The 26756-nt window shown below is 69.5% G+C and carries 28 protein-coding genes and 4 pseudogenes; 18 read left to right on the top strand and 14 right to left on the bottom strand.

Annotated features, from left to right (window positions below):
- Positions 1-99: 99 nt before the first annotated feature.
- The 4 genes and pseudogenes from ACZ4UV_RS49815 to ACZ4UV_RS49800 form a co-directional block, all read left to right on the top strand.
- The gene (locus ACZ4UV_RS49815; RefSeq protein ID WP_467849052.1) at positions 100-387 is read left to right on the top strand and encodes a serine aminopeptidase domain-containing protein; all 288 of its coding nucleotides are present in this window, start codon (positions 100-102) and stop codon (positions 385-387) included.
- Positions 291-695 carry an alpha/beta hydrolase family protein gene (locus ACZ4UV_RS49810; protein ID WP_467849196.1) on the top strand — a complete coding sequence of 135 codons (405 nt, stop codon included), beginning with the start codon at positions 291-293 and terminating at the stop codon, positions 693-695. The genes ACZ4UV_RS49815 and ACZ4UV_RS49810 overlap by 97 nt, the downstream gene beginning before the upstream one ends.
- A gap of 115 nt (positions 696-810) precedes the next feature.
- Complete coding sequence (locus ACZ4UV_RS49805; RefSeq protein WP_467849174.1) at positions 811-2385, top strand: FMN-binding glutamate synthase family protein; 1575 nt, start codon at positions 811-813, stop codon at positions 2383-2385.
- 58 nt (positions 2386-2443) lie between these two features.
- Positions 2444-2680 (top strand): annotated as a pseudogene (locus ACZ4UV_RS49800) (IS701 family transposase); the annotation flags it as partial.
- A 104-nt stretch (positions 2681-2784) separates the two neighbouring features.
- Here the strand turns inward: ACZ4UV_RS49800 and ACZ4UV_RS49795 are convergent.
- The 7 genes and pseudogenes from ACZ4UV_RS49795 to ACZ4UV_RS49765 all read right to left on the bottom strand — a co-directional run bounded on the left by ACZ4UV_RS49795 (position 2785) and on the right by ACZ4UV_RS49765 (position 9606).
- Positions 2785-3117, bottom strand: coding sequence for a type II toxin-antitoxin system PemK/MazF family toxin (locus tag ACZ4UV_RS49795; RefSeq protein WP_451021804.1), 333 nt, complete (start codon positions 3115-3117; stop codon positions 2785-2787).
- A gap of 84 nt (positions 3118-3201) precedes the next feature.
- A protein-coding gene (locus ACZ4UV_RS49790) for an IS5 family transposase (RefSeq protein ID WP_451021803.1) occupies positions 3202-4139 on the bottom strand; the annotation gives its coding sequence in 2 pieces (ribosomal slippage) (positions 3202-3797 and positions 3797-4139; 939 coding nt in all).
- Between the two features lie 1411 nt (positions 4140-5550).
- A complete protein-coding gene (locus ACZ4UV_RS49785; protein WP_467849167.1) occupies positions 5551-5697 on the bottom strand; it encodes a glutamate synthase-related protein in 147 nt (48 codons plus the stop codon).
- Positions 5698-5810: 113 nt separating this feature from the next.
- Positions 5811-6128 carry a hypothetical protein gene (locus tag ACZ4UV_RS49780; RefSeq protein WP_451021498.1) on the bottom strand — a complete coding sequence of 106 codons (318 nt, stop codon included), beginning with the start codon at positions 6126-6128 and terminating at the stop codon, positions 5811-5813.
- Positions 6129-6951: 823 nt separating this feature from the next.
- A pseudogene (locus tag ACZ4UV_RS49775) lies at positions 6952-7044 on the bottom strand (IS5/IS1182 family transposase); the annotation flags it as partial.
- Between the two features lie 49 nt (positions 7045-7093).
- A complete protein-coding gene (locus tag ACZ4UV_RS49770) occupies positions 7094-8005 on the bottom strand; it encodes an NAD(P)H-binding protein (protein WP_451021499.1) in 912 nt (303 codons plus the stop codon).
- A 224-nt stretch (positions 8006-8229) separates the two neighbouring features.
- Positions 8230-9606 (bottom strand): carboxypeptidase regulatory-like domain-containing protein, encoded by a 1377-nt coding sequence (locus ACZ4UV_RS49765; protein WP_467849042.1) that lies wholly within the window; start codon positions 9604-9606, stop codon positions 8230-8232.
- 292 nt (positions 9607-9898) lie between these two features.
- Here ACZ4UV_RS49765 and ACZ4UV_RS49760 point away from each other — a divergent pair, with 292 nt between their 5' ends.
- The 3 genes and pseudogenes from ACZ4UV_RS49760 (at position 9899) to ACZ4UV_RS49750 (ending at position 11744) form a co-directional block, all read left to right on the top strand.
- Entirely contained in the window at positions 9899-10468 is a 570-nt protein-coding gene (locus ACZ4UV_RS49760; RefSeq protein WP_467849038.1) for a TetR/AcrR family transcriptional regulator, read from the top strand.
- A 270-nt stretch (positions 10469-10738) separates the two neighbouring features.
- Positions 10739-11046: pseudogene (locus ACZ4UV_RS49755) on the top strand (IS5/IS1182 family transposase); the annotation flags it as partial.
- A gap of 419 nt (positions 11047-11465) precedes the next feature.
- Positions 11466-11744 (top strand): hypothetical protein, encoded by a 279-nt coding sequence (locus tag ACZ4UV_RS49750; protein ID WP_451021502.1) that lies wholly within the window; start codon positions 11466-11468, stop codon positions 11742-11744.
- A 577-nt stretch (positions 11745-12321) separates the two neighbouring features.
- On the opposite strand, the gene ACZ4UV_RS49745 is transcribed toward ACZ4UV_RS49750, so the two are convergent.
- Together ACZ4UV_RS49745 and ACZ4UV_RS49740 are read right to left on the bottom strand one after the other, a co-directional pair.
- The gene (locus tag ACZ4UV_RS49745) at positions 12322-13530 is read right to left on the bottom strand and encodes an ATP-binding protein (RefSeq protein ID WP_467849033.1); all 1209 of its coding nucleotides are present in this window, start codon (positions 13528-13530) and stop codon (positions 12322-12324) included.
- A 202-nt stretch (positions 13531-13732) separates the two neighbouring features.
- Positions 13733-14167, bottom strand: a complete 435-nt coding sequence (locus ACZ4UV_RS49740) for a hypothetical protein (protein WP_467849029.1) — start codon at positions 14165-14167, stop codon at positions 13733-13735.
- A gap of 527 nt (positions 14168-14694) precedes the next feature.
- Between ACZ4UV_RS49740 and ACZ4UV_RS49735 the strand changes: the two genes are divergently transcribed.
- A complete protein-coding gene (locus ACZ4UV_RS49735) occupies positions 14695-15075 on the top strand; it encodes a TetR family transcriptional regulator C-terminal domain-containing protein (protein ID WP_451022165.1) in 381 nt (126 codons plus the stop codon).
- A gap of 75 nt (positions 15076-15150) precedes the next feature.
- On the opposite strand, the gene ACZ4UV_RS49730 is transcribed toward ACZ4UV_RS49735, so the two are convergent.
- The gene (locus ACZ4UV_RS49730) at positions 15151-15690 is read right to left on the bottom strand and encodes a CGNR zinc finger domain-containing protein (RefSeq protein ID WP_467849023.1); all 540 of its coding nucleotides are present in this window, start codon (positions 15688-15690) and stop codon (positions 15151-15153) included.
- A 121-nt stretch (positions 15691-15811) separates the two neighbouring features.
- Between ACZ4UV_RS49730 and ACZ4UV_RS49725 the strand changes: the two genes are divergently transcribed.
- On the top strand, positions 15812-16240 hold the full coding sequence (locus tag ACZ4UV_RS49725; RefSeq protein WP_451022163.1) for an SRPBCC family protein: 429 nt from the start codon (positions 15812-15814) through the stop codon (positions 16238-16240).
- Positions 16241-16306: 66 nt separating this feature from the next.
- Here the strand turns inward: ACZ4UV_RS49725 and ACZ4UV_RS49720 are convergent, their stop codons facing one another.
- Positions 16307-17230 (bottom strand): alpha/beta hydrolase, encoded by a 924-nt coding sequence (locus tag ACZ4UV_RS49720; protein ID WP_451022162.1) that lies wholly within the window; start codon positions 17228-17230, stop codon positions 16307-16309.
- A 202-nt stretch (positions 17231-17432) separates the two neighbouring features.
- Between ACZ4UV_RS49720 and ACZ4UV_RS49715 the strand changes: the two genes are divergently transcribed.
- The 3 genes and pseudogenes from ACZ4UV_RS49715 to ACZ4UV_RS49705 all read left to right on the top strand — a co-directional run.
- Complete coding sequence (locus ACZ4UV_RS49715; RefSeq protein ID WP_467849016.1) at positions 17433-18308, top strand: helix-turn-helix domain-containing protein; 876 nt, start codon at positions 17433-17435, stop codon at positions 18306-18308.
- A complete protein-coding gene (locus ACZ4UV_RS49710; protein ID WP_451022160.1) occupies positions 18305-18661 on the top strand; it encodes a DUF2255 family protein in 357 nt (118 codons plus the stop codon). Before ACZ4UV_RS49715 ends, ACZ4UV_RS49710 begins: the two co-directional genes overlap by 4 nt.
- A 219-nt stretch (positions 18662-18880) precedes the next feature.
- Positions 18881-19069, top strand: a pseudogene (locus ACZ4UV_RS49705) (helix-turn-helix transcriptional regulator); the annotation flags it as partial.
- Between the two features lie 83 nt (positions 19070-19152).
- On the opposite strand, the gene ACZ4UV_RS49700 reads toward ACZ4UV_RS49705, so the two are convergent.
- Complete coding sequence (locus ACZ4UV_RS49700; protein WP_467849192.1) at positions 19153-19545, bottom strand: hypothetical protein; 393 nt, start codon at positions 19543-19545, stop codon at positions 19153-19155.
- A gap of 220 nt (positions 19546-19765) precedes the next feature.
- On the opposite strand from ACZ4UV_RS49700, the gene ACZ4UV_RS49695 reads away from it, so the two are divergent.
- The 6 genes from ACZ4UV_RS49695 to ACZ4UV_RS49670 all read left to right on the top strand — a co-directional run bounded on the left by ACZ4UV_RS49695 (position 19766) and on the right by ACZ4UV_RS49670 (position 24171).
- Positions 19766-19897: a hypothetical protein gene (locus ACZ4UV_RS49695; RefSeq protein ID WP_467849186.1), complete on the top strand. Its 132-nt coding sequence runs from the start codon at positions 19766-19768 to the stop codon at positions 19895-19897.
- Between the two features lie 412 nt (positions 19898-20309).
- Positions 20310-20531, top strand: coding sequence for a hypothetical protein (locus tag ACZ4UV_RS49690; protein ID WP_451022159.1), 222 nt, complete (start codon positions 20310-20312; stop codon positions 20529-20531).
- A gap of 72 nt (positions 20532-20603) precedes the next feature.
- On the top strand, positions 20604-20990 hold the full coding sequence (locus tag ACZ4UV_RS49685; protein WP_467849008.1) for a hypothetical protein: 387 nt from the start codon (positions 20604-20606) through the stop codon (positions 20988-20990).
- Positions 20991-21283: 293 nt separating this feature from the next.
- Positions 21284-21751 (top strand): SsgA family sporulation/cell division regulator, encoded by a 468-nt coding sequence (locus ACZ4UV_RS49680; RefSeq protein ID WP_467849003.1) that lies wholly within the window; start codon positions 21284-21286, stop codon positions 21749-21751.
- Between the two features lie 180 nt (positions 21752-21931).
- The gene (locus ACZ4UV_RS49675; RefSeq protein WP_467849000.1) at positions 21932-22780 is read left to right on the top strand and encodes a Bax inhibitor-1/YccA family protein; all 849 of its coding nucleotides are present in this window, start codon (positions 21932-21934) and stop codon (positions 22778-22780) included.
- 158 nt (positions 22781-22938) lie between these two features.
- The gene (locus tag ACZ4UV_RS49670) at positions 22939-24171 is read left to right on the top strand and encodes a cytochrome P450 family protein (RefSeq protein ID WP_467848996.1); all 1233 of its coding nucleotides are present in this window, start codon (positions 22939-22941) and stop codon (positions 24169-24171) included.
- Between the two features lie 121 nt (positions 24172-24292).
- On the opposite strand, the gene ACZ4UV_RS49665 is transcribed toward ACZ4UV_RS49670, so the two are convergent.
- Both ACZ4UV_RS49665 and ACZ4UV_RS49660 read right to left on the bottom strand, forming a co-directional pair.
- Positions 24293-24877, bottom strand: a complete 585-nt coding sequence (locus ACZ4UV_RS49665; protein ID WP_451019456.1) for a DUF308 domain-containing protein — start codon at positions 24875-24877, stop codon at positions 24293-24295.
- Positions 24878-24921: 44 nt separating this feature from the next.
- The gene (locus ACZ4UV_RS49660) at positions 24922-26535 is read right to left on the bottom strand and encodes a tannase/feruloyl esterase family alpha/beta hydrolase (protein ID WP_467848991.1); all 1614 of its coding nucleotides are present in this window, start codon (positions 26533-26535) and stop codon (positions 24922-24924) included.
- Positions 26536-26756: the final 221 nt, after the last annotated feature.

Below are 26756 nucleotides of genomic sequence, written 5' to 3'. Positions count from 1 at the left end.
TACGCCGTATTCGCCCCCTGCTTCACATGCGGCAAGGACTGATTGGCGGCCGCTCGGATCTGCCGGGAGCTGGCCGAACGCGGAATCGCGGTCCTCAGTGTGGACTTCACCGGCATCGGTGAGTCCGGGGGTGACTTCGCCGCCAGTACATTCAGCTCCGATGTGGACGATCTCGTGTGCGCCGCCGACCACTTGCGCGAGAACTTCACGGCACCGTCGCTCCTCATCGGGCATTCGCTGGGCGGCGCAGCCGTGCTGGCCGCCGCGCACCGGATACCCGGGACGGCGGCGTGGCCACGCTCGGTGCGCCTGCGGAGCCGGAGCACGTCGTGCACACTTTCGGCGGCAGCCGGGAGGAGATCGAGCGGAACGGGGAGGCCGAGGTGAGTCTCGGAGGCCGCGGATTCCACATCCGTCGGGAGTTCCTCGACGACATCTCCGCGCAGCCTCAGGCCGAGCGCATCCGCCGACTGCGGCACGCGCTCCTGGTGTTGCACTCGCGGATCGACGAGACGGTAGGTGTGGAGAACGCCCAGCGGATCCTCGACGCAGCACGGCACCCCAAGTCCTTTGTCGCGATAGATGGCGCCGACCATCTGCTCACCGATCATGCCGACGCCCGCTATGTCGCGACGCTGCTGGCCGCATGGGCCGGCCGTTACGCACGCGGTTCGGTCCAGGCCGGGCCGGCGTGACGGAATTCGCATACCCCGAGCCGATAGGACTTCCGTGCGCCGAATGTGCCGTATATCGCATCATTCAGACATTGTGACGCCACTGAGGCAGGAGTAGGTTTCGCACGTGATTAGAATTGCAGCGATCGCATTTATTGGAGTCCTCGCAGTCGCATTCGGATCCTTCGCAGCGACCGTATCTCCCTGGTGGTGGCCAGCCGCCGCGCTGTGCGCGGCGTTGGCGGGCGTGGGTACCCACGATCTCCTCCAAAAGCGCCACTCGGTGCTGCGCAACTACCCTGTGCTGGGACATGTGCGCTTCATGCTGGAGTCGATCCGACCGGAGTTGCAGCAGTATTTCATTGAGCGCAATTACGACGGCCGTCCCTACGACCGGGATGTGCGCAGCCTCGTCTATCAGCGCGCCAAGGGCTTGGAAGCGGAGCAAGCGTTCGGGACCGAACGGAACGTCTATGCCGAAGGCTACGAGTACTTCGAGTCGTCGATGAGGCCACGCCCGGTGCCGGCGGAGCAGCCGAGGGTCCGCATCGGTGGTCCGGACTGCACCAAGCCCTACGACATGGCCTTGTTCAATGTCTCGGCGATGAGTTTCGGCTCGCTGTCCGCCAACGCCATCCTCGCCCTGAACCAGGGCGCCGCCCTCGGGGGCTTCGCACACGACACGGGTGAGGGCGGCCTGTCGGAATACCATCTGCGGCACGGTGGCGACCTGGTGTGGGAGATCGGTACCGGATACTTCGGCTGCCGCACCGCGGACGGCCGTTTCGACCGGGCACGGTTCGCGGAAAAGGCTGCTCACGACAGCGTGAAGTGCGTGTCGCTGAAGCTGTCCCAGGGAGCCAAACCCGGCATCGGAGGAGTGCTGCCCGGGGAGAAGGTCACCGCCGAGATAGCCCGGGTACGCGAAGTCCCCGAGGGGCGGACTGTCATCTCGCCCCCCTACCACGAGGTTTTCAGTACCCCAAGGGAACTGATCCGGTTCATCGCCGAGATGCGCGAGCTGTCCGGGGGCAAGCCGGTCGGCTTCAAGCTCTGTGTGGGCTCCCGGCGTGAGTTCCTGGCGGTGTGCAAGGCCATGATCGAGGAGGGCACCGCGCCCGATTTCATCATCGTCGACGGAGCGGAGGGCGGCACCGGAGCCGCCCCGCTGGAGTTCGCCGACCATCTGGGCAGCCCCCTCACCGAGGGCCTCATCACGGTCCACAACGCTCTGGTCGGCGCCGGCCTGCGGGACCGGATCAGGATCGGCGCCAGCGGCAAGGTGGCCACCGGAGCCGACATCGTCAAGCGCATGGTGCAGGGCGCCGACTTCACCAATGCGGCTCGCGCCATGATGTTCGCGATCGGCTGCATCCAGGCGCAGAGCTGCCACACCAACACCTGCCCCGCCGGAGTCGCCACACAAGACCCGCGCCGCGCCCGCGCGTTGCACGTCGGCGACAAGTCGATCCGGGTCCAGCGCTTCCAGTCCGCCACGGTGAACAGCTCCCTGAAGATCATCGCCTCGCTCGGCGTGAACGGACCGGCCGAGCTGCGCCCGCACATGCTGCGCCGGCGCGTGGATCCGGTCACGGTCCGCTCCTACGCGGAGCTCTATGAATGGCTGGACCCGGGGCAGTTGCTGATCGAGCCGCCGGAGTCCTGGGCGGTGGACTGGAAGGCCGCCGATCCTGATCGTTTCGCCGCTTGACTGGTCTCGCCGCGGTGAGCGGGCGGGGTGCGCCATCGACGCCGGCCCCCCGCCGCTCTTCGCCGTGCCCAAGTCGCGGCCCGTGCACGGCCCGCGCATCGACCACGTCCTCGCCCAGGCCCCGCCCGAGGCATGGCAGCATCTGTCGGCGGGTGCGGGAGCCATGGGCGAACGGTTCTACGACTGGGCAGCCGCCCGCTTGCCCGCAGTGTGGGAGTTCGGCGGCGACGAGCCGACCCGGCAGCGGCGGATGCTGGCTCGCCGCAGCATGAGCGAGCCCGACGAATTCGCGTACTAGGTCGCGTCTCTCCGATCATGATCGGAGAGGAGGAGTGCGGAGGCGGTGACGGGCTGGACGTATGCGCCTGTCGTAGCGGGTGATCGCTGTCCCACGAGCGCCTACTCAAGTCCTCCGAGGCGGAGGAGATCCTGGAGTTCACCGAGCTTCGCGGACGACAGGGCTCCCACCCGCTCGATCAGGTCTTCCCGGGTGAGGGTGACCAGCCACGTGCAGGGGATCAGGCCTGGCCGCGGAAGTGCAACCCGCAACACACCTTCAAGAGGGGATCCTTCGCAGGCTCCTACTGCCAGCTCAGCGGCCATACCGCTGAGCTCGGTGCCCGCAGGAGCGACGACCTGCATCGCCCGGACCTCGGATGCTTCTTCCCCCGAGAGCAGCACGACCAGGCGCCGCTCGCCGAAATCGGCCCGCCAGACTTCGCCCCGTTGCATAGCTCCTCCTGACATGGAACGGGCGAACACTGCTGTGAACCCCGGTTCGAACACCCATTGTCGCCCCCCAGAGGCTCCGGCCGATCACGAGCGGAGCCAGATGACGACTGCTGCAGCGGTGACGGTGCCGAGGTAGACGTATCCGCGCTTGTCATACCGGGTGGCCACGGCTCTGAACTGCTTCAGCTTCCCGATGGCCCGCTCCACCGTGTTGCGGTCTTTGTACCGTTCCTTGTCGAAGCCCGGGGGCCGTCCGCCACGTGAACCCCGCCACAGGCGGGCGGCCTTGTGGTCCTTCTTCTCCGGGATCACGTGCCGGATGCCGCGCTTACGGAGGTAGGAGCGGATCTTGCGGTTGCTGTACGCCTTATCCGCGCTCACGCTGGCAGGGGTGCGACGCGGACGGCCACGCCCCCTGCGGGGCACGCAGATCTTCTCCATGACCGGTTCGAACTGGGTGCAGTCCGCCCGCTGCCCCGGCGTGATGACCATCGACAGCGGGCGGCACTTCCCCTCCGCCGCTAGGTGAATCTTCATGGTCAGACCGCCACGGGAGCGGCCGAGGGCCTCGCCTGCCGCACCGCCTCCTCCAGCAGGAGCCGCAGACTCACCGTGGTCGACACCGGAACCGATCTTTCTGGAGCCCCTTTTGAAGAGCTGGGCGGTGCCGGCGGCGCCTGCTTGGGCGCTCCGGCGGCGTGCTGGTGGGCACGCACCGAGGTGGAATCGACATTGATGGCCCAGTCGATGTTCCCCTCGGCGTCAGCAAGGGCCAGGACGTGCTGGAGCAACATCTCCCAAGTGCCGTCGGCCGACCACAGCAAGTGGCGCTTGTGCACGGTTTTCCACGGGCCGAAGCGTTCAGGCAGCTCACGCCACTGCACCCCGGTGCTGAGCCGGTGAATGATCCCGTTGACCACCTGGCGGTGGTCCCGCCAGCGGCCACACCGGTTGTTGCTCACCGGCAACAGCGGCTGCAGCACGGCCCACTCGTCGTCGGTCAGATCCCCCCTGCTGAGCATGCCCAGAACAACGAGCTACCTGATCGAAGAGACACGCCCTAGCTCGCCTGCGCCCCGCTGGCGGCCACTGTCGTAGAAGTACGAGGTCCGCCGCTACATGGCACGTTACCGGCACATCATGCTCACCATGCTCACCCACGCGTTCCTCACGGTGAGGGCCGTCCAGAAGTGAGAATATGGGGTGACCCGGCCGACGCACCCGACCTCGTGGACCTCACACCAGCTGAAATCCGTCGTCGGCTGGCAGCTGAAGCCCGCCACCCTCCTGCATGCCGCGACGACGCGGTGAACTGGTCCGGATGGTGGCGTCGCCACCAAGTACGCCCCCGCCGCTGTGACGAGCTGCGGCGCGGACACACGTTGGTGGGACAGCCCGTCCGAGACCGTCCCACCCATGCCAAACCCTCGCTACGCTCCCCAGCTCTGACTGACTCACCGGCTACTGCACCATGCCCGGCTTGGCGCTTCCGTGCTGGGCCGTGGCGGACGACGTTCAGCGGGAATCCTCCGCGAGCTCAAATTTCCATCTGCCGATGGAGTCACAGTGCAGGCACCGTATTTCGGTCCAAGCCTGGTCAAGAATGAGGTGCTTGCGTCGTCCACGTTCGGCGGGTGTCTCTGCCCGTTCGGCGGCGATCCGCCGAGTCTCTTGCTGGTCCCTGGCGTTGTCGACCAGGTAGAAGCACCGAATTATACGATCGGGGGCAACGTGGTAGCAGAATCCGATCAACCAGATGACGGTGTCAACCATTGTCGGCTCATCAGCTTCAACGAGGTGAATGGCATTTCATGTCAGTGATTCTCCTGACCGACTGCCAGCCAGGCTGAAAGCCAGGGCTCCAGTCCGTCTGTGAATGTTTGGCCTGGCTCATACTTCGGAGAGTCGAGATCGGTGGTGGCGCACTCCGGGATGCGCGTGTGACAAGACGAGGAAGGTTGAGACTCAGCTGGCGTAGAGCTCAGGGCACTTTCAATACCGCTCATCGTGCAAAACACCCCCGGCTTCTATCAGGAACTGAATAGCAACACCATCAGTGTTCGCTGTGCATCGCATAATCCAGTGAGCGGTCCTTGCGCAGTCAGCACTCCTGGCGCGGAGCTCCTTGTGGGCATCGCGACAGATCTAATGACGCAGGGTGATGCTCTCACTGATTAGTCGTCAAGTCCGTGTGCGGAGGGTCATCAAGTCGTGAGCTGGACTTTCTCCCTGGTGTGCTGCGTCGAGTTCGCGCAGTACGCGGTAGGCGTGGATGAGGAGCTTGCGGCCTCACCGCAAGCTGGTGGCGCTCCTCCAGCCTCAATGACGGGGGGCGAGGTTCTGGCCACGAGGAGACTCCCTCTCCTCCGCATGGGACTGGGCAGTGACCAGGTCTACACGTCGGCGCAGCGTGCGCTGGCACAATCAGCGGGTTCACATGCGGCCGGCGAAGCGATGATCTTGCGCCGTGGCGGACTGGAAGCGGTGGACTCGAGCCGATGTTTCGTGGACGTCCGATGCGCTGACGCGAAGCGGGTCCTGGGTGGCGAGGCCGACGGGGCAGGTGTTGGTGTGGCAGATATGCGCTGGATGCGTTCGACGGCGAGGGGTGGAGGGCTGGGCGGCTTCTGGCGCTGCCGGTTGCTCGGGGTGTGATGCTGGTGCGGGGGTCTCGCGTTGACGGACACCCCGGGTCAGCTGACGTGTCCGAGCTCCGTGAGCTGGTCCCAGACCCAGGGGTAGAAGCGGTCGAGGCGGTCGTAGGCGTAGCGGCCGCAGTGCCCGTCCGAGGGGTTCCCGTGGTGGCGGCAGCCCTCACTCCTGACTCCGCCGTACCCGCCGTGGTTCCAGCCGGTGGCTCCCGTCCCCGCAACCACACCTGATTGGGCGGGGGTGGGCGTTATCGCCGGGAAAGCGGCCGCACTCGCCGAACTGCTGGAAGCGAAGAGAACACCTGCGGTGACTGCAAGAGACGCAGTCGCGATCCCGATGCGATGTGCGAGCTTTTCCATGATTATTTCTCCTTGTTTTATCGACCGCTAACAGGAATCACTATGGATCGGAAAAGGGCGGGGAGCATCGCACGATCGAGTGATTGGTCGGCGTGCGACTCGCCACCCTTCTTCGAGGCGTCCCTTTCGGGCTTGACCGCAGAAAGATCGACTCAGGGCGATCCCTGTGTGCGTCGTCGGGTATCTCGTCGCCAACGCACGGTCACCAGTAAGGAGGAATTACTCGCGACAAGGGAGGGAACGGTCGGACACCAGATCATTGTGATGCGCCTCAGTTCCTTGCCGTGCCATTCTGACCAGGTAGAAAACCAGTAGCCCCTCGCCCGCGCGGATGTCGGGTGTGTCCGGCAGGTCTTGCGGGCCTGCAGTGCGGGCGACGGCCGGCTCGCTGTCCGGGCCGTCAAGGACTTCGAGTCGCCGGTAGGAACCGAGCCCTCCGCACGAATGAACGGCCGCAGATTTGCGATCAGACGAAAGTGATGGTCCTGGGAGTGATCGCACTCGTCCTCGGTGTCAGCCTTGTTCTCGTACTGCAGCATGCCTGCACGCACTGATGGACAGCGCTCCCGAGGCTCGCCTGGGCCTTCCTGAGGGGACGCCTTGGGCGTACGCCGTATTCGCCCCTGCTTTTTACGTGCGGCAGGGACTGGTTGGCGGCCGCCCGGATCCGCCGGGAGCTGGCCGGACACGGAATCGCGGTCCTCAATGTGAATCTCGCCGGCATCGAGGAGCCCGGGGCGACTTCGCCGGCAGCAGGTTCAGCTCCGACGGTCTCGTGCGCGCCGCCGACCACCTGCGTGAGCACTTCGCGGCACCGTCGATTGTCGTGCGTCCCGCCACCCTGAGGCCGCACCTTCGACCGCGGCATCAGCGGCTTTGCGATCCCCGATAGACCGTCCGGGACAACCCAACTCACCCCGCTCCATGCACAGCCCAACGACCGCCTCACCACACAGGGCACCGCCTTAGCTTCGCTTCCGCCTGAACTCAGCGGTACCCCGGGCGGTGTTCGGCGCGGGCCACCAGGCTGCGTTCGAGATCGGGGTCGCCGGTGAGCCGGTGAGCCGAGGAACCACGTCGGTGACCGTGCAAACCTCGCCCCTCTCGATCGCCTGATACCACGAGATCCAGGTCTCGATCTGTTCCCCGCTCATGCCCAGTCGCCATCGCCGTGCGAAGGCTTCCTCGAGGGTCTCGGGTTCGTAGCGGTAGTGCCGACCGGTGGCTGCGGCGATCCGAGTGACAGCTTCGTCGAGAGTCAGGGCCTCGGGCCCGGTGATCTCCAGGGTCGCGCCGTCGTACTCGGAGCGGGGACCGTCCTCGATGGCGACGGCCGTGATCACGTCGGCGATGTCCTCGTGGGTGACGAAGGCGGCCCGGCCTGTCGGCGCAGGGCCGCTTACGACAAGTTCCTCGTTGGCGAGGGCGGCAGGGGTCGCCGCGTAGAAGCCCGCCCGGAGCACTGTGTGGCGGATCCTGGTCCCTGCCAGGAACTGTTCGGTCAGCCACTGGTCACGGGCGTTGAGGTAGGTGGCGGTGGGCGCCGCGCTGACGAGGGACACATACAGGACCCGGCTCACGCCGACCGCGATCGCGGCCTCGACCGCGGTGGCGTGTTCTTCCAGCCGGCGACCCGTACGGTGTCCGGAGACCAGGATGAGGGTCGATGCGCCCTCGAGCGCCCTGCGCATGTCTGCGGCGTCGGCGTAGGCGGCCGGACCGCGTCGCTGGGCGCCTGGCAGTTCGGGGATGCGGTCGGGACTACGTCCGACGAGGAGTTGCGGGACGCCGTGGTCGGCGAGTCGGGCTGCGATCCGGCTGCCGAGCGCACCGGTCACCCCGGTGACCGCCACCGTGGCGTGATTCTTGTCAGACATGTGTTTCCCTCCAGGGCGGGCCGCTGCCGATCCCGGCGTTCTTGTTTTCCGCTTACATCCAGCAAAGAGAGCGATGGTTTCGGCCGCATCCTCCAGCCGTGCGATGGTTCCGGGGGCCACCGCCACGCGGCGCGGCGGCTTCCCGGGAAACCAAGATCGTCGCGGTGTGCATCGCGCATGGGGCATCGAACTCGTCGGCCCCGGCTGGCGCCATCCGTGTGGTCTCAGGATCCGTGTCTCGCGTGTCCGAGGTCGAGGCGTGGAGCGCCCGCGCGGACTGACGTGCCGTTGCGCCGGTCGTGCAGGGTGAAGTCGGCCCGGACGGCCACACCGGACTGCAGCAGCTTCTGGTGGACCAGGGGGTCTCGGCCGGGGTGCGAGACGACGACGCTGATGTATCCCTCGGGCAGTCCGGTCACGGCGTACTCGCCGCGCGCGTTCGTCGTGGTCCGCACCAACTGCCGGCCGCCGGTGTCCATGACGGTCACCGCGGCATGGCGGACGGGCTGCTGTTCGCCGTCGTGGACGGTGCCCTCCAGCATCGGCAACGGCTCGCCGAAGTGGTGGGGGTGGACAGGTAGCGCGGTGGGTGTGGGCGTCTCCAGGGAGGGGTCCTCCACCGGCGGTTCGGGAATGTCCTGCGGCTCGTCCTGCGCTCCCCGTCGTACGGCCATGCGGTGGTGGTGCCAGGCGTCGAGGCCCAGCAGCGCCCAACCCGCGGCGATCCACCCGCACAGGACGAGGACCGGCTTCAGCACCCCGGCGCCGCCGAAGTACAGCACTCCTCTCAGGGCGTCGACCGCGTTGCCCAGCGGCATGACGGCGTGCAGGGCTTGGAAGAACCCCGGCAGCAGCTGGACGGGGACCAGGCCGCTGGAGGGAACGCTCAGCACGACGTACAGGCCCAGACCCGCCAGGGGGAAGAAGTGCTTGACGAAGGGAGCCATGCCGAGGGAGAACGTGGCCACGGCCGTGGTGAGCAGGAAGGCGATCGCCAGGGCCGCGGGGTTGTTGGGGAAGAAGCCCAGTCCCGCGCCGACGAGGAAACCCACGGCGCTGAAGAGGCCGGCGGCGCCCGCGACCGTGATGAGCTTGTTGCGCCGGTTGAAGGTCACCGCCCGCAGCAGGGTCGTGGCGAGTATGTAGCCGGGGACGTTCCAGGCGATCCCGAAGTAGACCAGGGTCGCGCCGGACCCGTCCTTGCTGACCGTGGGGGCTACGTCCGTGACGGTGAGCTTCTGGTGGTTGTGCGCCGCGAGCTGGGTGAAGCCCTTGGACAGCGCCTGCTCGAGGGACGCGCCGTTGGCCTTGGCCACGTAGAGCACCGCGGCATGTCTACCCGTGGCGGCGAAGCCTGCCGCGGCGTCCCGGTCCAGCACCGCCCGGCGGGCTGCCCGGGCGTCCGGGACGGCGGTGACGTCGAACCCGCCGGGATGCTGCCGCTGCAGTGCGGCCTCGACCCTGTGTTCCACCGCGGGATCGGCGATCACGAGCTTGGTGTGGTGGGGCTGAGGCTGGTGGAAGGCCATGGGGAAGCTGAACAGCAGGCCGAGGAAGAGCACTGCGGGGATCGTGAGGGTCTCGACGAGGACTCTGGCCACGGATATGCCCCGGGGACGCGCGATCCGGTGTTTCACAGGACCACCCCCTGGCCGCCACGGCGGGCCAAGCCGCAGAGACCGCGGCACACTCGGCCGACCAGATCCCCGGTCACCACTAGGCCGCCCCTCCGGTACCGGTGGTCCCTCACTGTTCGCGATCCAACCAGGTTCACGGCGCCTCCCTCGGCTGTGCCGCGCCTGACCGTCGCCATGGCGCCACCTCGATTAACGTACCGATCGGCACATTTACGTCTGCCTGGACCATACGCGTACCGGTCGGTACAGTCAAAGCGTGCCTCGCCCCGTCAACGCCGAGAAGCGCGCCGAGCTGCTGAAGCAGGTGGTGAACCACCTGCAGCACCACGGCGTCGCGCAGATGTCGCTGAGTCCGCTCGCCGAGTCGATCGGCACCACCAAACGCATGCTTCTGTACTACTTCGGCAGCCGTGAGAACCTGCTGGCCCAGGCGCTGGCCGCTTGCCGTCCCGACGCGCACGCAATGTTCGACGACGTCCGCGACAGCGCGGGGCTGCGCAAGGCGGCTCATACCCTGTGGGAGGCGATGACCGTCGGGGAGCAGTCCGGGCCGGTCCGCATGCTGCTGCAGCTGCTCAGCCTGGCCGCCACCGATCCCGAGCAGTACGGCGACATCGCGGCCGAGACCGTCGAGGTCATGATCGGCCCCATCGCCGCGGCTTACGTCCGGCTGGGTCACCCGCCACAGCAGGCGCGGACAGCGGCCACGCTCATCGTCTCCGGCCTACGCGGTCTGTGCCAGGACCGCTTGGTGACCCATGATGTCGCCCGTACCGACGCGGCCGCCCGCCGCCTCATCAGGGACGCGGTCACGACGGCCGACTGAGCCCGCGCCCCCGACCGCTTCGGGTCTCGGTATCACCCCGCAGGCACCGCCACCTCCGAGGTCGTTCCCGTGTACCAACAGACGACCTCGCCAGCGTGTTCTTACCAAGCGATCCTTTGCCGCGCATCCCAATGAGTGGCCGAGTCGTCGTGGGATGCCAGGCGGCCAATCGTTTGAAGCCACCAACGGACTGGAGACACGCAGCCACACCCAGCATCCCTGGGCCTTCCGATCCTACGAGTGACCGGAATCAGACCCAGGAACAACGTAAGGAGACACGACCCCCATCGCGGCCGCTACTTCAAGCCCCAACGCCTGCACGCCGACTAGGCGTACGACGTCCCCCACCTGCGTAAATGGTTACGAGGCATGCGCATCGGCGTGCGCGTCGCCCGCAAAGGCATCGAGTCCAGCGAACGGTTGGGCCGCCGCAGGCGGGTGATCGAGCGGACGATCTTGTGGCTGTCCGGCTACCGCCGGCTCGGCCCCCGCTACGAACGCCACCCCCGCAACTCCTGGCCTTTCCCGGCCTCGCCGCCTTGTGCCGCTACAAGCGACTAGTCCCCCTCACCACATAGGACACGGTCTAAATAGTTGTGGTTGAGGTGTTTGTCATGGGTGCTTTGGGGTGCGGCCTTCACGATGATTCGCCGACAGCAGACAGGTTGAGGCCCGAACGGGCTGGAATAGATCGCTGACTTCAAGCAAACCTAGAACGGTTGTTGGAAGGCGGCGGCACCAGCGACGCCTGCGGTGCGAGCGGCAACATAACACGGGATCGCCGGTTACCCAAACCGCTGATTCTCCGGATCATTGAAGATGTTCGGCTGCTCTGGGATCGCGTGCGGCGAACCCGGCGTTATGCCCGTCCCCATTTTTTACTCCCAAGGAGCCTTCCCGTGAATGTAGTTGCTGACGAAGGATCGTCGTTCCTGACCGAGCGGCAGTATTCTTTGATCTTGGACTGGGTGGTTCACGGTCGCAGAAATGACTCGTGATGCGTGCCTTTCTGGCGTCCGTGGCTCTTGCGGCACTGCGGTCGGAGGAAGGGCTGGCGCTGCGTGTACGAGACCTGGAATTCGATGAAGATGACAGCAAGGTTCTGCTGATCCACTCGCAGGGCCGACAGCGTCGTGTGGAGGATGCGACCGGTGCGGTCATCGCGCGGCGGGTTCCCGCGTGCCCGGACTTGGTGGCGCTTCTGGAGGCTGAGATTGCCGGTGTGATCTCCACCCCGATGACCTCATGTTCGTCCTCGACGACGGGCGCCCATTGACGGGCTCAGCCTATCGGAGGTGTGGAGGCAGGCGCGGTCGGCGGTGCTGGAATCGCACGAGATCGACTCGCCACTCGGCCGGAATGCTGCCGCCCTACGCGATGCGTGCATCACGGCGTGGTTGCGCAACGGAGACCAGACCGCGGCACACATCTCCGGGGTGGGCAAGTGTGTCGGCATAAGCGCTCCCCGGCTCGCCGAACGGTTTGCGTGCTGCCTTCGGCAGCCCACGTCGGCTGAGATCCCTTGGCGTCTGCTCGAAGACGTCATGGACCTTCCCGGCCTGCTCAGCAGGCCGACGAGCGCTGGACTCCGTCCGTGGCCCGGCGTCCGCCGGCAGGCTCGTTCGCACCACCCCCTGCGACTTCGAGCCGCTCGGGGACCCGGCACACATGGGCATCTGGACTCAGGAGCGCGGGGCGGCGCCCTGTTTCCGTCATCGCTCACAGGATGGGCGGTTAGGAGCAACTCCCCCACTGCCGAACGCCGTCCGCGACACGGAGCGCTCGGTGGTGCGCCGCCCGCACTCGGCCGCGCCGCCGATGCGCCGGTTTGAGTCTGCGTCCGCGGACCGGTATCAGTCGTGTGCCGCACGTGTGGCAGGGCCCGACCGCCGAGAAGACCGGTCGGCCGCCCCCTCCCCGCAGCACCGCACCGTCCTCGGCCACGCCGGAAAGGAACCCATGAGACCTCCACGCACGCCCGGACCCGAGGGGAATCTCCCCCGGAGAGTGCCGGGCACCTCCAGACCGGCCGGGGCCGGATCCGGGCCGGCCCGGGGCGGCGGCGCGGTGAGGAGGCCGTGACCGGTGAGCTCGGCGAGTCCGGCTCGGGCCGCGTCGGTGCTGCCCAGCAGCAGGGTGCTCGCCGCCAGGACGTCCCGTGCGAGCGGTGCCGCGCTCAGCGCGGCGACGAGCAGTACACTCCGGGCCGGCACCGACAGCCCCTTGAGATCCTCCCGGTGCGCCTCGGCCAGCCGCGCCGTGGCCGGCAGCATGCCGAAGCCCGCGGTGTCGCCGAGCGGGCCTGCCCCGAGCGAGAGTTCCGTGAGGGCCAGCGGGTTCCCCCCGGCGACGGCCAGGACGAGTTGCTCCTCGGTGTACCCGACGACCCGTCCCGCGCGGTGGAGGAGGATCCGGGCCTCGGGGGCGGGCAGGCCTTCGAGCGCGGCGGTGAGCGGGTCCGACGGCGCGGACGGGGTCCCGGGGGCCGCGCGCTCGGCGACGATCATGCCCACATGCGTGTCACCGCAGAGCCGCGCCAGGGCGTTCAGGGTGTCGCGGCTCGCGGAGTCGAGCCGGTCGAGGTCGTCGACGCACAGCAGCACCGGCTCCGGTGCCCCGGCCAGCAGGCACAGTGCGGCTGCTGCCGGACCGGCCGGGTCCGGCGTGGCGGGGCCACCGCCGAAGGCGGCGTCCAACACGGCGCGTTCCGGGGCCGGAAGCTCGCCCAGCCGTGCCAGTTCGGGACGGAGCAGGCCGTGCAGCGCGGCGTACGGCAGGGTCCGCTCGGCGGACGCCCATGCCGTCGACAGCACCCGAATGCCCCGGCGCCCGGCGGCCGCCTCCGCGAAGCGTACGACCGCGGACCGGCCCGTCCCCGCGGCGCCGCGGACGCGCAGCACCCGTCCGCCCCGGGGAAGTTCTGCCAGCAGTTCGGTGATCAGCTGCTTCTCGTGGTCACGGCCCACCAGACCGGCATCGTCCGGACCGGTCTCCCCCGGCCCCGCACTGCCGGGACCCATGCTGTCGCGGTCCGTGCTGTTCCGGCCGATGTGCGTCCTCACTCCACGCCCTCCCACATCTCCCGGAACATCTCCCGGAACGACGAAAGTTCCTTCCGTGCGCCGTCCCCGGCAGATTCCGTTCGCGTACGTACTCGCGGGTGTGTGTTCAGCACCGGTATGCGCCCCTACCGCCCGTCTGCGTACCCATGCCCCTGTGCGTTCACCTCTGTCGCATGTGCGTGGCGTGCCGCCGCATACGTGGTCATCCGGACGCCGGCTCGTCCGAGGGCCCGTGCCCGGTGCCGGCGGCAGCGTAGAGGTCGCGGATGCTGACATCGGTTCCGAACCGGAGACGGCAAAAGACCCAGTCGATCGGGTGGCACTCCCGTGCGTCGGGCAGCTCCACCACCAGCGGAAGGTCCGCCGACTGCGGGGCCTGCGCGTACCGCCAGACTCCGCCGGCGTGCCGGGTGAGGATCTCACCGACGTAGCAGCCGAAGGCGACGAGGGACTCCGCCATGTCCTCACCGGTGACACCCTCGGCCCGGAACCCGTCGACGATGTCCTCCACCAGCACGATGCTCTCCGGACTGTAGTCCAGGTCCGCACCGCTGATGTCGGCCGCGGTCGCGACGATGGCGGCGGCGTGCCGGGACGCGTTGCCGGGCTCAAGCGGGGGGTTCAGGTGCACCTGCATGTTGGTCCTCGGGCTGTTGCCGTCAATGTGGACGAGGCTAAACGCACAATGCCCGGCCGAGCATGCCCCTCCCCGTATCGACATGGAACCCGGCCGCACGCGGAGTCGCACCGGGGCAAGGACGAGAACACCCCCCCGATTCCATGTTTGCAGTCGATCGACTCATGCCGGTGGGTGGCCGTCCTGCAAGTGTCGGGCCCGTGTTCCGCTTCTCCATGTCCAGGGCCCCGGACCGGGTACCCCCGCCGTACGCCGATCGACGCCCTCGTGCTGCCGCGGAGACCCCGCCGGCGCACACCGGCCCGACGGCCCCGCCGAGGAAAGGAGCCCGGGGTGGCACGCCCTCGTGAGTTCGACACCGACGTGGCTGTGGAGCAGGCCATGGGCCTGTTCTGGCGGCAGGGCTACCACGCCACGGCGATGCCGCAGCTCACGGCCCTGCTGGGATCGGCACCGGCAGCCTGTACGCGGCGTTCGGTTCGAAGGACGGCCTGTACGCCCGCGCCCTGGCCCGCTACTGCGACGTCATGGTGGCGGCCCTCGACCGGGACGTGCGGGCCGGCGCCGACATCCGTACGGCTCTGCACGCGCTGCTGGTGGCGATGGTCGCGGCCGACGCGGCCGACCCCGAGCGCGGCTGTCTGCTGGTGAACGCGGCCACCGAACGCGCAGCGCACGACGTGACGGTGGAGCAGGTGCGGCTGACGATGACCGCCCTGGAGTCCGTGCTGACCGAGGCGCTGGAGCGGGCCCGGGAGCGGGGGGAGCTGAACGGCGAGCGCAGTCCGGTGGAACTGGCCCGTTTCCTCACCACGTTCGTCCAGGGCATGCGTGTGGTGGGCCAGGCACGCGTGGACCGCACGTTCCTGGAATCGGCGGTCAGCGGAGCCCTGCGGGCCCTGGACTGAGCACGCGTCGGGCCCGCGGGCACGTTCCGGAGACGAACCCGAGGCCGCGCTCAACCGGTCGGATCCGGCCCGCGTTCATCCTCGGCGGCGGGCTCGCAGGGCAGCCGCCTTGGCACGGTTCCCGCAGGTCCGCATCGCGCACCATTCACGTCGGCGGCCTCTCGAGCGGTCGAGGTAGACGTGTGTGCAGTCGGGGTGCCCGCACTCACGCAGGAGGTCCGCCTCGGCGCCCGCGACCATCTCCACCGTGGCGCGGGCCAGGTCGGTCAGGGCCTGGCCGGCCGTACCGTAGCGACTTGTGCCCGTGGCACCCAGGCACATCGTCACCGGCACGGAGGCGGCCTGCCGGTTCACCGCGGCGACCGCCACGGCGGGCAGCAGCCGACCGGCGAGACGCGCCCCGACCAGGGCGTAGATCGCCTCGCGCAGCGCTGTCGCCGCGCGCAGGTCCGCCTGACCGGAGCCGGGTTCCCGATCGAGCAGGCCGGACTCGACGAACCAGGAGTCGAGCAGTCCGGGGGTGGTGAGCCGCTCGATCGGAGCGGGCGCGCGCCGCGCCTGAAGGGTGCCCACGAAGTCGAGCGCGGGCGTCCCGCACGGAAACACATGTCTCACGAGACCCTCCTGACAGGTGGCTGAACACCTTTCAAGAGTAACCGGCTTGACGGGTGACGGGAATGCGTGCGAGCCTTTCGTCACCGGCCAGACCAGTTACTTCTCGGTGAGGACACATCCCATGGCAGTCGTACGCTTCCACCTCGTCTCCACGCTCGCTCCCAAGGACGTGCTGGGGGTGCTGACCGACTTCGGTCCTTCCCGCGCCGAGTCCTGGCCCACCATCCACGCGGACCACTTCGAGGTCCACGACCTCGGCGACACCTGGGCCGAGGTCACCGAGGGCACCGCCGCCGCCTGGGAGCGGGCCCGCTACGAATGGCAGCCCGGCGGCGACACCGTCACCGTCACCACCCTCGACTCCAAGCTCTTCGGCGCCGGCGGCGGCTGGGTGTTCAGGATGACCCCCGAGGGCGACGGCACTCGCGTCGACGTCGAGCTCACCCGACAGCCGGCCACCCTCAAGGGCAAGATGCTCGCCTCCCTGCTCCCCCTCGCCGCCCCCGGCTCCCTGCGCAAGTCCTTCGCGGGTCCCCTCCAGGCCAAGTGACCCCCCGGCACGAAGGGGCCGGCGGCACCAGCCGCCGGCCCCTTCGTCATGCCGTCGTGGGCGGGGTCACTTCCCGGCGCCGAGGCCCGCGGTGAAGAAGTCGGTGAGCTTCGCGACGGCCGGGTCGACGTACTCCTTCTTGTCGTAGAGGTCGACGTGGCTCGCCCCCTCGATCCAGTGCAGTTCCTTCGGGCCGGTGGCACGCTGGTGGACGTCGACGGCCATCCACGAGGTGATGGCACGGGTGCCGACGATCTGCAACAGCGGACGGTCGCCGATCAGGGGAACGGCCTGGAAGGCGTCGAAGGCGGCCATCTTGTCGACGCTCTCCCAGACGAAGAACTTCGCGGACCGCTCGTGCGCCCCGCGGGGCGTGCAGTAGTAGTCGAAGCCGTCGGCACCGTGTTCGCCGCCGAGCGCGGCCTGCTCGGCCGTCTCCGGGAAGATCGGCAGGACCGCCGGCTCCGCGCCGCGGGCGGCGGCGGTACGGGCCTGGGCGGCGGCGTCCAGCATGCCCTGGAAGACGGCAGGGTCCTGGGTGCCGTCGGCACCGAGGCGGAACTGGCGGGCGATGTCGACGCCGCTGACGGTGGCCACCGCCTTGATCCGGTGGTCGCCTCCGGTGGCGGTGAGCACGTAGCCGCCGGAGGCGCAGATGCCCAGGGCGCCGATGCGGTCGGCGTCGACCTCGTCGCGCGTGGTGAGGAAGGAGACGGCGGCCTTGAGGTCCTCGACCCGGTGCGCGGGGTCCTCCAGACCGCGCGGCAGACCGCCGGACTCGCCCTGGAAGGCGGAGTCGAAGGCGAGCGCCACGAAGCCCTGTTCGGCCAGCCGGCCGGCGTACAGACCGGCCGTCTGCTCCTTGACCCCGCTGCCGGGGTGACCGACCACGATCGCGGGCCGCGGACCCGGTGCCGCGGTGCCGGGGGTGTAGAGGTGACCGGCGATCTCGATGCCGGCGCTGTCGAAGGTGACACGGGTCCTGGTCATGGGGGAACTCTCCTGTGGGTGACTATGAAGTCCGGTGGCCGCCGCACCGGTCGGTGGGCTCGGTGTCCGCACCGTCCGTGCCGGGCACACATCCACCATGCGTCCGGCCGGCCCCGGCCGGGAGAGCCAGGTTTCTGCCTGGGAAAGATCCTGCCCCCTCACACCTGTGTCGCGCCGGCCCCGGCCGCATGACACTGGGGACATGAAACAGACACCCGACTCCCCTCTCGGTGCCTTTCTCCGGGCGCGTCGGGCGCAGCTGACGCCACGGGAGTGCGGTCTGCCCGAGGCGGACACCCCGCGCCGGGTCGCCGGGCTGCGCCGCGAGGAGGTCGCCCGGCTCGCCGCGATCAGCGTGGACTACTACACCCGGCTCGAGCAGGGCCGGGTCCGCGCCTCCGGGCCCGTGCTGGTCACCCTGGTGCGCGCCCTGCGCCTCGACGACGACCAGAAGACCTACCTGTACGAACTCGCCGGCCGGAGCGGCGCCCGCCAGCGCCGCCGCCGGCCCGCCCAGCAGGTGCGGCCCGCCGTGCGCCGCCTGCTCGACCAGCTCACCGACACACCGGCGCTCGTCCTCGGCCGGCGCCTGGACATCCTGGCCTGGAACCAGGCCGCCGTCGCCCTCTACACCGACTTCGCCGCCGTACCGGTCGACCGGCGCAACTACGTGTACCTGCTGTTCACCGACCCGGTCGTCCGTGAACTGCACCTCTCCTGGGAGCACGACGCCCGGGACGCCGTCGCCGCCCTGCGCATGGCGGCCGCCGCCGAACCCGACGACCCGGAACTCACCCGTCTGGTCGGCACCCTGACCATCCAGGACGCGGACTTCCGCACCTGGTGGGCCGAACACCACGTGACCGGCGCCGGACACGGCACCAAGCACTACCGCCACCGGCTGGTCGGCGACCTCACCCTCGACTGCGACACCTGGACCAGCCCGGACGGCTCAGGACAGCGCCTGATGACCCTCACCGCCGAGACCGGCACCACCTCCCACGACGCCCTGCGCATCCTCAACTCGTGGACCGCGCGCAGACCCGGCACACCACGAACCGAGGACCTGACCCGATGAACACCTGGACACCCGAGGAGCGGACCCTGCTCACCGATACCTACTCCCTGGTCCTGACCGCCGGGGACGGGGAGGGCCCCGGAGTGGAGATCGGCATGGCGCTCGTGGACGGCGAACTGTACGTCCGGGCCTACCGGGGCGTTGGCTCCCGCTGGTACCGCGCGGCCCGGGAACACGGGCGCGGCAGGATCCGGCTGGGCTCCGTGACCCGCGACGTCCGCCTGACGGCGGACGGCCTCCGGCCGCCCGCCGGACTCGACGCCGCCTTCCGCGACAAGTACGGCCCGGTGGCGGACGCCCTGGTCGCCGCCCCGAAGGCCCGTGCCGCCACGATCCGGATCGATCCGGTGTGAGAACCGAGCCGCTGTCGTCCGAGACTCGGGACGGCGACACCCCTCCCGTCGACACCTCGACCGACGCGGAACCGGTGTGGAACCGGTGTGGAACCGGTGTGGGACCAACATGTGACATCGGAGCTGAACACTCATTCCACAACTGCTACGTTGCTCAGCGCCGCGGAGTATGACGCCGAGCTCACGGCAGGCATCCCAGGGCACGACAGCGGGAGTGGGATGAGCAAGGAGATGTTCGGCGGCCTGTTGCGGGAGATGCGGCAGCGGTCGGTACTCACACGTGAGGGTCTCGCGGAGGCCTCGGGGGTGAGTGTCCGGGCCATCAGCGACATGGAACGGGGCCGGAGCCTGCCGCGCCGCTCCACGCTGAGCGAACTGCTGGACTCGCTCGAGCTGGACGAGTCCGAGCGACGGCGTCTCGTGCAGGCCGCCACCCCGCGCACCCACCAGGTCCCCCGGCAGCTCCCGCCCGACCTCGCGGTGTTCCGGGGTCACGAGGGGGCCCTCGATGCCGTGCACCGGTTCGCCGGGCAGGCTGACGCAGAGGCCAGGCATGCCGTGATCGCCGCGGTGCGGCGGCGCCGACAGCACCTGTCCGGGCAGCAGCCGGTCGCCGGCCGGTACGCGGCCAGTTCGGCCTCGCTCAGCGGATCCCTGCTCCAGCGCAGGCCCCCGTCGGGGTCGGTGAGGACCAGACGGCCCTGGTCGGTGACGGCGGCGGCCACCCTGCGGTCGATGTCGCCCGAGCCCCGGAGCGGAACCGCGGGCCAGGCCTCCAGGACCAGCCGCCCGTCGGGGTGCAGGACGAGCTGTCCGGGCTCCGAGCCCGGTATGCCGACGTGCCACAGGTCACGGCCCTCGGCACGGTCCCGCAGGACGGCCATTCCGTCCGCTGAGCGACGAGGTGTGGCGGCACGCGGAGTTGTCGCTGCGCGAGTGGAAGTCCTCCCTCGCCCACGCCAGACTCCTGAAGGACAACGGCTTCACCGTCGAGTGGGGCGCGGCGGGCTTCCCCACCGCCTTCGTCGCCACGTACGGCACCGAGGGTCCCGCGCTCGGTTTCAACGCCGAGTACGACGCGCCGGCCTGTCGCAGAAGAAGGGTGTGGGCAGCCACGACCCGCTGGTCTACAACTACGACGCTTACGGCCCGACTTACGGTGCCGGTCACGGCGACGCCCACAACGCCCTGGGGGCGGGCGGCACCGCCGCCGGGCGATCCGCGCGGGCGGCCTGAAGGCCCGGAAGCTGTTCGGCAGCGCCGGTGAGGAGCAGCTCGTCGGCAAGGCGTACGCGGTCAGGGAGAGCGTCTACGACGGCCTCGACGCGTTCCTGGACTGGCACCCGTTCAGCATCACGGTGCCGTTCTGGAACACCACGAGCGCGCTGGTCTCGGCCACCTTCACCTTCCTCGGCGCCTCCGGGCACGGCGGCACCCCGCTCGGCAACAAGAGCCGCCTGGACGGCGCACTGCTGATGGCGACGATGTCGGAGTACCTGCGGGAGAAGAACGTCGCCCCGTCGGGCCGCTTCCACTACGCGATCATCAACGGCGGCGGCGCGCCCAACGTGACCCCGGACATGTGCTCCATCTGGTTCTTCGTCCGCGAGGGCAGCCCGGCTCGCGCCCAGGTGCTGTACGACAAGACGTGGAGTGCGGGAAGGCCGCCGCGCAGGCCAGCCAGACCCGCCTCGTGCACAAGTTCCACTCCGCGACCTGGAACCTCCTCGCGAACAAGGCCGGCGCGGAGCTGCTCAACGACAACATGCAGCAGATCGGCGCCCCACGGTTCACCGACGCCGACCACGCCCTGGCGAAGGCCGTGCAGAAGTCGCTGGGCAAGCCCGAGGTGGGCTGCCGACCACGCTGACCCCGCTCGCTCCCCCCGGCCGCCGCCTATACCGGCGGGCTGGCGACCGACACCGCCGACATCAGCTGGCAGGTGCCCACCGCCGTGCTGCTGTCCGCGGCCTACCCGCCCGGCATCCCGAACCACAACTGGGGTGTCACGGCGACGGCGGCCACCAACATCGGCCACCAGGCGCTGCTGTCGGCCGCCCGCTACCTGGCTGCGGCCGCGGTGGACCTGATCGAGCAGCCGGACCCGCTGGACGCGACGAAACAGGAGTACAAGGACCGTACCGACGGCGTCGGATGGGCCTCGATGATCCCGGACGGGAACCAGCCGCCGCTGTACGAGCCGCCGGCCGGGTTCCTGGAAGCGACCGGGCAGAGCTGGCCGCCCAAGGGCGTGACCTGGCCGGTGCCCCCGGTGGTCTCCACCGAGCAGCTCGGCACCACGGGCCCCAACCTCGCGCCGGTGACCTGACACCGGAGCGCCCCGACGCCCCCGCCCGTGGTCCCTTTCTCCTTCCGGCCGCGGGCGGGGGTTCGCCGTGTACCTGCGTGTGCAGTGCGGCAGCGTCGCCCGGCACGGTCACCGGGTGAAGATGCACGGCAGACATGTGACTTACGTCAGGCGCCGTCCGCGCCGCGGATCACGCTCCGGTCCCTGCCGCACCACGGCTCCCGCCTTGACCGTCAACTGACCGATGTGCCGGTGGTGCCCCCCGGCCAAGAGTGGTGGACACAGACTTCGTCCCACGGAGGGGAACTCCTGTGATGCACCGTGACCTGCCACCCCTGCGGGCGCGTTCGGCGCCCGAGCTCGTGCCCTCGCTGTTCCTGGACCTGGACCAGATGCTCGACGAGTTCACCCGGCTGCCGATACGGGCGAGGTTCCGCTTCGACCCGGACATGCCCGCGGTGATCACGGTCGAGTTCCTGGCGGAACGCGGACCGAGCCTGGTCTGGCTCTTCGGCCGCGAACTCCTGCACCGGGGCATCACGGCGATGAGCGGAACCGGTGACGTACGGATGTGGCCGACGCTGCCCGGCAGGCAGCCCGCGTCCTGGCTGCTCCTCGAATCGGAGGAGGTCGAGGCGTTGTTCGAGGTACCGACCGCCGAGCTGGCCGAGTGGCTGGACGCGACCTACCGGATCACCTCCGCCGAGACGGAGCTGGACGGCCTGAACTGGGACGGCTTCCTGCGGGAGCTGCTCGGCGGCCCGGCGGCACCCTCCGAATGAAGCCGGCCGGATCTGCCCGCGAATGACTTGCCTCCACCTGCGTCACCTGTCAGAGTGGTGACGAACAGGGTTGCCGTCGTCAGCCGGTGCGTGGCCACTGCCACACGTATGCCGCCCCAGGCCCCCGATGACAACACTTTGCCGCAGGCCGCGTGTGTGCGGCGGACGAGGAGGAAGAACGTGAGGACCAGCAACCCGGTCTTTTCCCGCTGGGGCGCCGCCCGCGCCCCGGAGCCGGCCCGGGCGCCCCAGCCGGTGGGCGCCACGGTCGGCGGCCGGCCGGCGGACGGCTACCAGGACAACCCGTACGCCCCCGCTGCCGGCACCTCGGCGGCGGGCACCGGCGACGCCGTCACGATGGACGACGTCGTCGTCCGCACCGGTACGACGCTCGGCACCGTCGCCCTGACGGCCGTGCTCTCCTGGCTGCTGCTGCCCGTCGACGAGGCGGACCTCGGCCGCTCCTACGGTCTCGCCGTGGGCGCCGCCCTCGTCGCCTTCGTCCTGTCGCTGGTCCAGTCGTTCAAGCGGACGCCGTCCCCGGCGCTGATCCTCGGCTACGCGGCGTTCGAGGGCGTGTTCCTCGGTGTGCTCTCCAGCACGGTCTCGACGTACCTCTCCCCCGGTGTCGTCGTCCAGGCGGTGCTCGGCACCTTCACGGTCTTCGCCGCCGTACTCCTCGCCTACCGGATGCGCTGGATACGTGTCGACCGTCGGTTCGCCGGGTTCGTGGCCTCCGCCGCGACCGGCTTCCTGCTGCTGCTCGCCGCCGACCTGCTCTTCTCCGCCTTCGGCGCGGGCAACGGACTCGGCTTCCACAGCGGCGGCCTCGGCATCCTCTTCGGGATCGTCGGCATCGTGCTCGGCGCCGGATTCCTCGCCCTGGACTTCAGGCAGGTCGAGGACGCCGTCGCCTACGGCGCCCCGCGCGAGGAGGCGTGGCTGGCCGCCTTCGGTCTCGTCACGACACTGGTGTGGATCTACCTGGAGGTACTGCGCGTGCTGACCCTCTTCAACAACGACAACTGAGTTCCTCCTCCCTCCCGGGGGTTCCCGGCGGCGAAGGGGCACGCGCACCGCGCGTGCCCCTTCGGCGCCTTCGTGCGCGGGTCCGCCCCCTGAACTTCCCCGGTCCCCGGCTCGTTCTGATGACGACGGTCCGACGGCGAGAACGGGAGAGATGCGCCATGAGCCTCGACGAGGAATGCCCGTACCGCGACGGCCGGGTGGTCATCGATCCCGCCTTCAAGGCCGATGCCCCCGCCCGGTACGCCCGGCTGCGGGAGCTCGGCCCCATCCACCCGGCCGAGTTCCACCTGGGCCTGAAGGGGTGGGTGGTGGTCGGTCACGACCTGGCCCGGGAGGCGCTGGTCCACCCCGCCCTGCTCAAGGACGCCACGCCCGCGGCGGAGGCACTGGCCGCCGCGGGTTACGTCCTGCACAGGCCGTCGGTCGGTCTCGGCGCGCAGATGATGGAGGCCGACCCGCCCGAGCACACCCGGCTGCGCCGACTGGCCGCGGCCGCCTTCACCCCGCGCCGTACCGCCGAACTCGCACCGCGCGTCGAGCAGATCGCCCACGGTCTCGTCGACGCGCTGCCACCGGCGGGCGAGACGGACCTCGTCTCGGCGTTCAACGCCCCGCTGCCGGCCACCGTCATCGCCGAACTCCTCGGCATCCCCGAGGAGCATCACCAGGATTTCCGCCGCTGGGCGGGCCACGCGCTCCAGGTGGCCTCGCCCGGACACCGCGCGGCCCTGGCCGGGCTGCACGGCCTGCTGGCGGAGCTCGTCGCGGACAAGCGGCGCCGTCCCCGGGACGACCTGTTGTCCGCCCTGGTCGCCGTACACGACGAGGAGGACGGCCGGCTCACGGAGGAGGAACTCGTGGGCACGGCCATGATGCTGGTGGTCGCCGGCCACGAGAGCACCGTCAACCTGCTGGGCAACGCCGTGCTCGCCCTGCTGCAACACCCGGGGCAGCTGCGGCTGTTGCGGGAGCACCCCGAGCTGATGCCCGGCGCGGTGGAGGAGTTCCTGCGCTACGACACCTCCGTCGAACGCTCCACCAGCCGCTACGCGGCCGAGGACATCGAGCTGGGCGGGGTGCCCGTCCCCCGGGGCAGCATGGTCGTCGTGGCCCTGGGCGCGGCGGGACGCGACGCCCCGCAGCCGGAGGGCGGTGACCCCGCCGCGCTGGATGTGGCCCGGCCGGGCGCCCGCCACCTCGCCTTCGGGCACGGCATCCACTACTGCCTGGGCGCCCCGCTGGCCCGTCTGGAGGCCACGACCGCCCTGCGGGTCCTGCTCTCCCGCGTGCCCGAACTCGAACTGGCCGCTCCGGTGGAGTCGTTGGAGTGGATCGGCTCCGGCATCATCCGCGGCGTGCTGTCCCTCCCGGTGCGCTACCGCGTCGGCTGACGGGGCCCCGCACGGCAACGCCCAGGCTCTCGTACGAGAACGGCCAGGCCCGCACACGGAAACGTCCCGGCCCGCGCCGGGGGAGGCGCGGGCCGGGTCGGGCCCCGGAGGGGTACGGCCGTCAGACGGTACGGGTGCGCAGCTGGCGGGACTTCCAGCCCAGCAGCAGGGCCTGGAGGATGAACCACACCCCGCCGCCCGTGGCGTACACCGAGAGCACGTCGAGCGAGGGGTTGTCGCCCGCGGCCTGGATGTTGTAGGTGATGCCGACCAGGAAGGACAGACCGCCCGAGATCAGGGTCGGCCACTGCTTGCCCAGTTCGGGACCGCGCCGCCGTACCCCGACGACCACCTGGGCGGCACCGGAGACGAGGGCCCAGGCACCGAAGACATGGAGCACCGGTGCCACACCGCCGGCGCCGGCGGCACCGAGCGCGACGGCGGCCACTGTGCTGAGCACTCCGTTGAACGCGATGACGCGGCGCTCGGACCCTTCAGGGGTGGCACGGTGGTCGATCAGCGAGGACACCGCGTCGATCAGCGGGTAGACGACCAGCAGGGTGATCGCCACGGCGTCGACGTCCTCGTGCGCCTTGGCGAACGCCAGGGCCCACACCACCGCCAGGACACCGCGGGTCAGGTAAAGCCTCAGCAGGGAGGAGCGTTCGCCCGCCGCGTTCGCCGGCGTGGCTGTCTGCGTGCTCATGTCGGTTCGGCCTTTCTCAGGTCAGAGGGTGGTCGCGGGGCCGGTCAGTGCCGGGACGGGGAGACGCACCGGAAGCTGGACGCGAGGGCCGGGTCTCCGTGGCCCCTGTAGCGGGACACCGCGGGGTAGCTGCACAGGTCGTGCTCGACCTGCCTGCCGTCGGCGTTGATCAGCGTGGCGGGCAGCGTCCGGGGCGCCTTGCCGTGCTCGACCCAGGAGGTCAGCGCGGCCAGGCCGTCGGCCGAGCCGTCGAGGCCGTTGAGACCGCAGTGGGCGGTGTTCGGGGCGATGAACAGACGGTAGAAGTCTGCGGTCCTGCTGGCGCTCCCGATCTCCCGCACGACCTGGTCGCGGTACTGCACCGTGCCGTCGGTCGGGATGAACTGGTCGGCGCCGCCGTGCCAGGTGAGCAGCTTGCCGCCGGACTTGCGGAAGGCGGACAGGTCCGGGTCGTCGGTGCCGATGACCTTGTCGTACTCGGCCTCGGACTGCTTGAACAGCCGGGTGAAGTCGCTGTAGGTGATCTTCGAGACGTCGAAGGACGGGTCCTTCTCCAGGAAGAGCTGCGTCCAGAGGGCGGGCACCTGGAAGGGCGCGCCCTTGACCGTGCCGTCGGTGTCCGTCGTGGTGCCGGCCAGACCGCTCAGGTCGGCACCGACCGGGACACCGGACCACAGCTTCTTGCCCGAGGCGGTGCGCGGACCGTCCCAGATCTTGCGGACCACGTTCGCGTCGGCCGCCGTGATGGTCAGCTCCCTGCCGTCGCACACGACCTTGGTGCCGATCAGACGGCGGGGGTCGAAGTCGCAGCGGGACGCGTCGTCGACCAGGCCGTCCCGGACGCCGTCGAGCTTGTCGCAGGCCTTGACTGCGGCATTGGTGAAGGCCTTGAACTCGCAGTCGGTCGGGTAGGTCTTCTCGTTGTTCATGACGACCTGTGGCCACAGGGTGGCGACCTCGAACTCGTCCCAGCTGATGGCGGGCGCGTCCGCGAGGATGCCGTCGTAGTCGTCGGGGTAGCGCTGGGCCTCCATGTAGCCCTCGCGCCCGCCGGTGGAGCAGCCGGTGAAGTAGGAGAAGGCGGCACGCTTGCCGTAAACCCCGTTCACGACCTCCTTGCCGACGACCGCGGCCTCGTGCTGGGAGCGGGAGGCGAAGTTCTTCAGCAGCGCGGCGTTGACCTGGTTCTTGCTGTTCAGCACCCAGCTGGTGTCAAGGACGTCGCCGATGCCGGCGTCCGTGGTGGTGGCCGCGTAGCCGTTCTTGACGGCGGTGCCCAGTCCGACGCCGTTGTCACCGGCGCTGTAGGCACTGCCGCCGATGGCCTGAAAGCGGCCGTTCCACTTGGTCAGGGGCAGCCACGTCTGCACCTTGGCGTGGTCGTTGTCGCCCGGGTGGGTGATGGTCACCGTGACCTGGCAGAAGGCGGGGACGCCGGAGACGTCGCCGCCGAGCAGGCCGGTGCCGTGGATGGTGCCGCCCTCCTGGCGGACCGCCGTGACGGACTCCACCTTGGTGCCGGACGGGGCCTTCACCGACGGCGCCGCACAGGCCGGCGGTGCGGCGACGGAGGTGAGGGGCTCCGCCGAGGCGGTCGGCAGGTACACCGCCGCAGCAAGCGGCACGCCGGCCGCGAGGACAGTGAGAACTTTCTTCATCGCTTTCCCATCAGAGAAGTAGGTGTGCGCCCGGCTGCGGCGACACATGTGCACGTCACATCGCGAACGACAGTGGGCGGGCCGACGGGACTCACCGCGGACGGCGTCCGCGGGTACCTCCGTGACCTCGGTATGCGCCCCGGGGCAGGCTCGGGCTCGCCGAAGACTGAGCCAGACTTTATCACCGGTTAAGGCGGTGACGAAAGGGGGTGTGCCGAATC

It is taken from the genome of Streptomyces sp. NPDC028289, assembly GCF_055565975.1.
Note: the sequence above shows the minus strand (reverse complement) of the source record. Positions and strands in the feature narration are given on the sequence as shown.

Coding starts and splice junctions, on each gene's coding strand:
- ACZ4UV_RS49795 (WP_451021804.1), bottom strand. CDS start 3,117: ATGCAACGGGGCGAAGTCTGGCGGGCCGATTTCGGCGAGCGGCGCCTG.
- ACZ4UV_RS49780 (WP_451021498.1), bottom strand. CDS start 6,128: ATGGAAAAGCTCGCACATCGCATCGGGATCGCGACTGCGTCTCTTGCA.
- ACZ4UV_RS49770 (WP_451021499.1), bottom strand. CDS start 8,005: ATGTCTGACAAGAATCACGCCACGGTGGCGGTCACCGGGGTGACCGGT.
- ACZ4UV_RS49750 (WP_451021502.1), top strand. CDS start 11,466: ATGCGTGCCTTTCTGGCGTCCGTGGCTCTTGCGGCACTGCGGTCGGAG.
- ACZ4UV_RS49740 (WP_467849029.1), bottom strand. CDS start 14,167: ATGCAGGTGCACCTGAACCCCCCGCTTGAGCCCGGCAACGCGTCCCGG.
- ACZ4UV_RS49735 (WP_451022165.1), top strand. CDS start 14,695: ATGGTGGCGGCCCTCGACCGGGACGTGCGGGCCGGCGCCGACATCCGT.
- ACZ4UV_RS49725 (WP_451022163.1), top strand. CDS start 15,812: ATGGCAGTCGTACGCTTCCACCTCGTCTCCACGCTCGCTCCCAAGGAC.
- ACZ4UV_RS49720 (WP_451022162.1), bottom strand. CDS start 17,230: ATGACCAGGACCCGTGTCACCTTCGACAGCGCCGGCATCGAGATCGCC.
- ACZ4UV_RS49715 (WP_467849016.1), top strand. CDS start 17,433: ATGAAACAGACACCCGACTCCCCTCTCGGTGCCTTTCTCCGGGCGCGT.
- ACZ4UV_RS49710 (WP_451022160.1), top strand. CDS start 18,305: ATGAACACCTGGACACCCGAGGAGCGGACCCTGCTCACCGATACCTAC.
- ACZ4UV_RS49700 (WP_467849192.1), bottom strand. CDS start 19,545: ATGGCCGTCCTGCGGGACCGTGCCGAGGGCCGTGACCTGTGGCACGTC.
- ACZ4UV_RS49680 (WP_467849003.1), top strand. CDS start 21,284: ATGCACCGTGACCTGCCACCCCTGCGGGCGCGTTCGGCGCCCGAGCTC.
- ACZ4UV_RS49670 (WP_467848996.1), top strand. CDS start 22,939: ATGAGCCTCGACGAGGAATGCCCGTACCGCGACGGCCGGGTGGTCATC.
- ACZ4UV_RS49665 (WP_451019456.1), bottom strand. CDS start 24,877: ATGAGCACGCAGACAGCCACGCCGGCGAACGCGGCGGGCGAACGCTCC.
- ACZ4UV_RS49660 (WP_467848991.1), bottom strand. CDS start 26,535: ATGAAGAAAGTTCTCACTGTCCTCGCGGCCGGCGTGCCGCTTGCTGCG.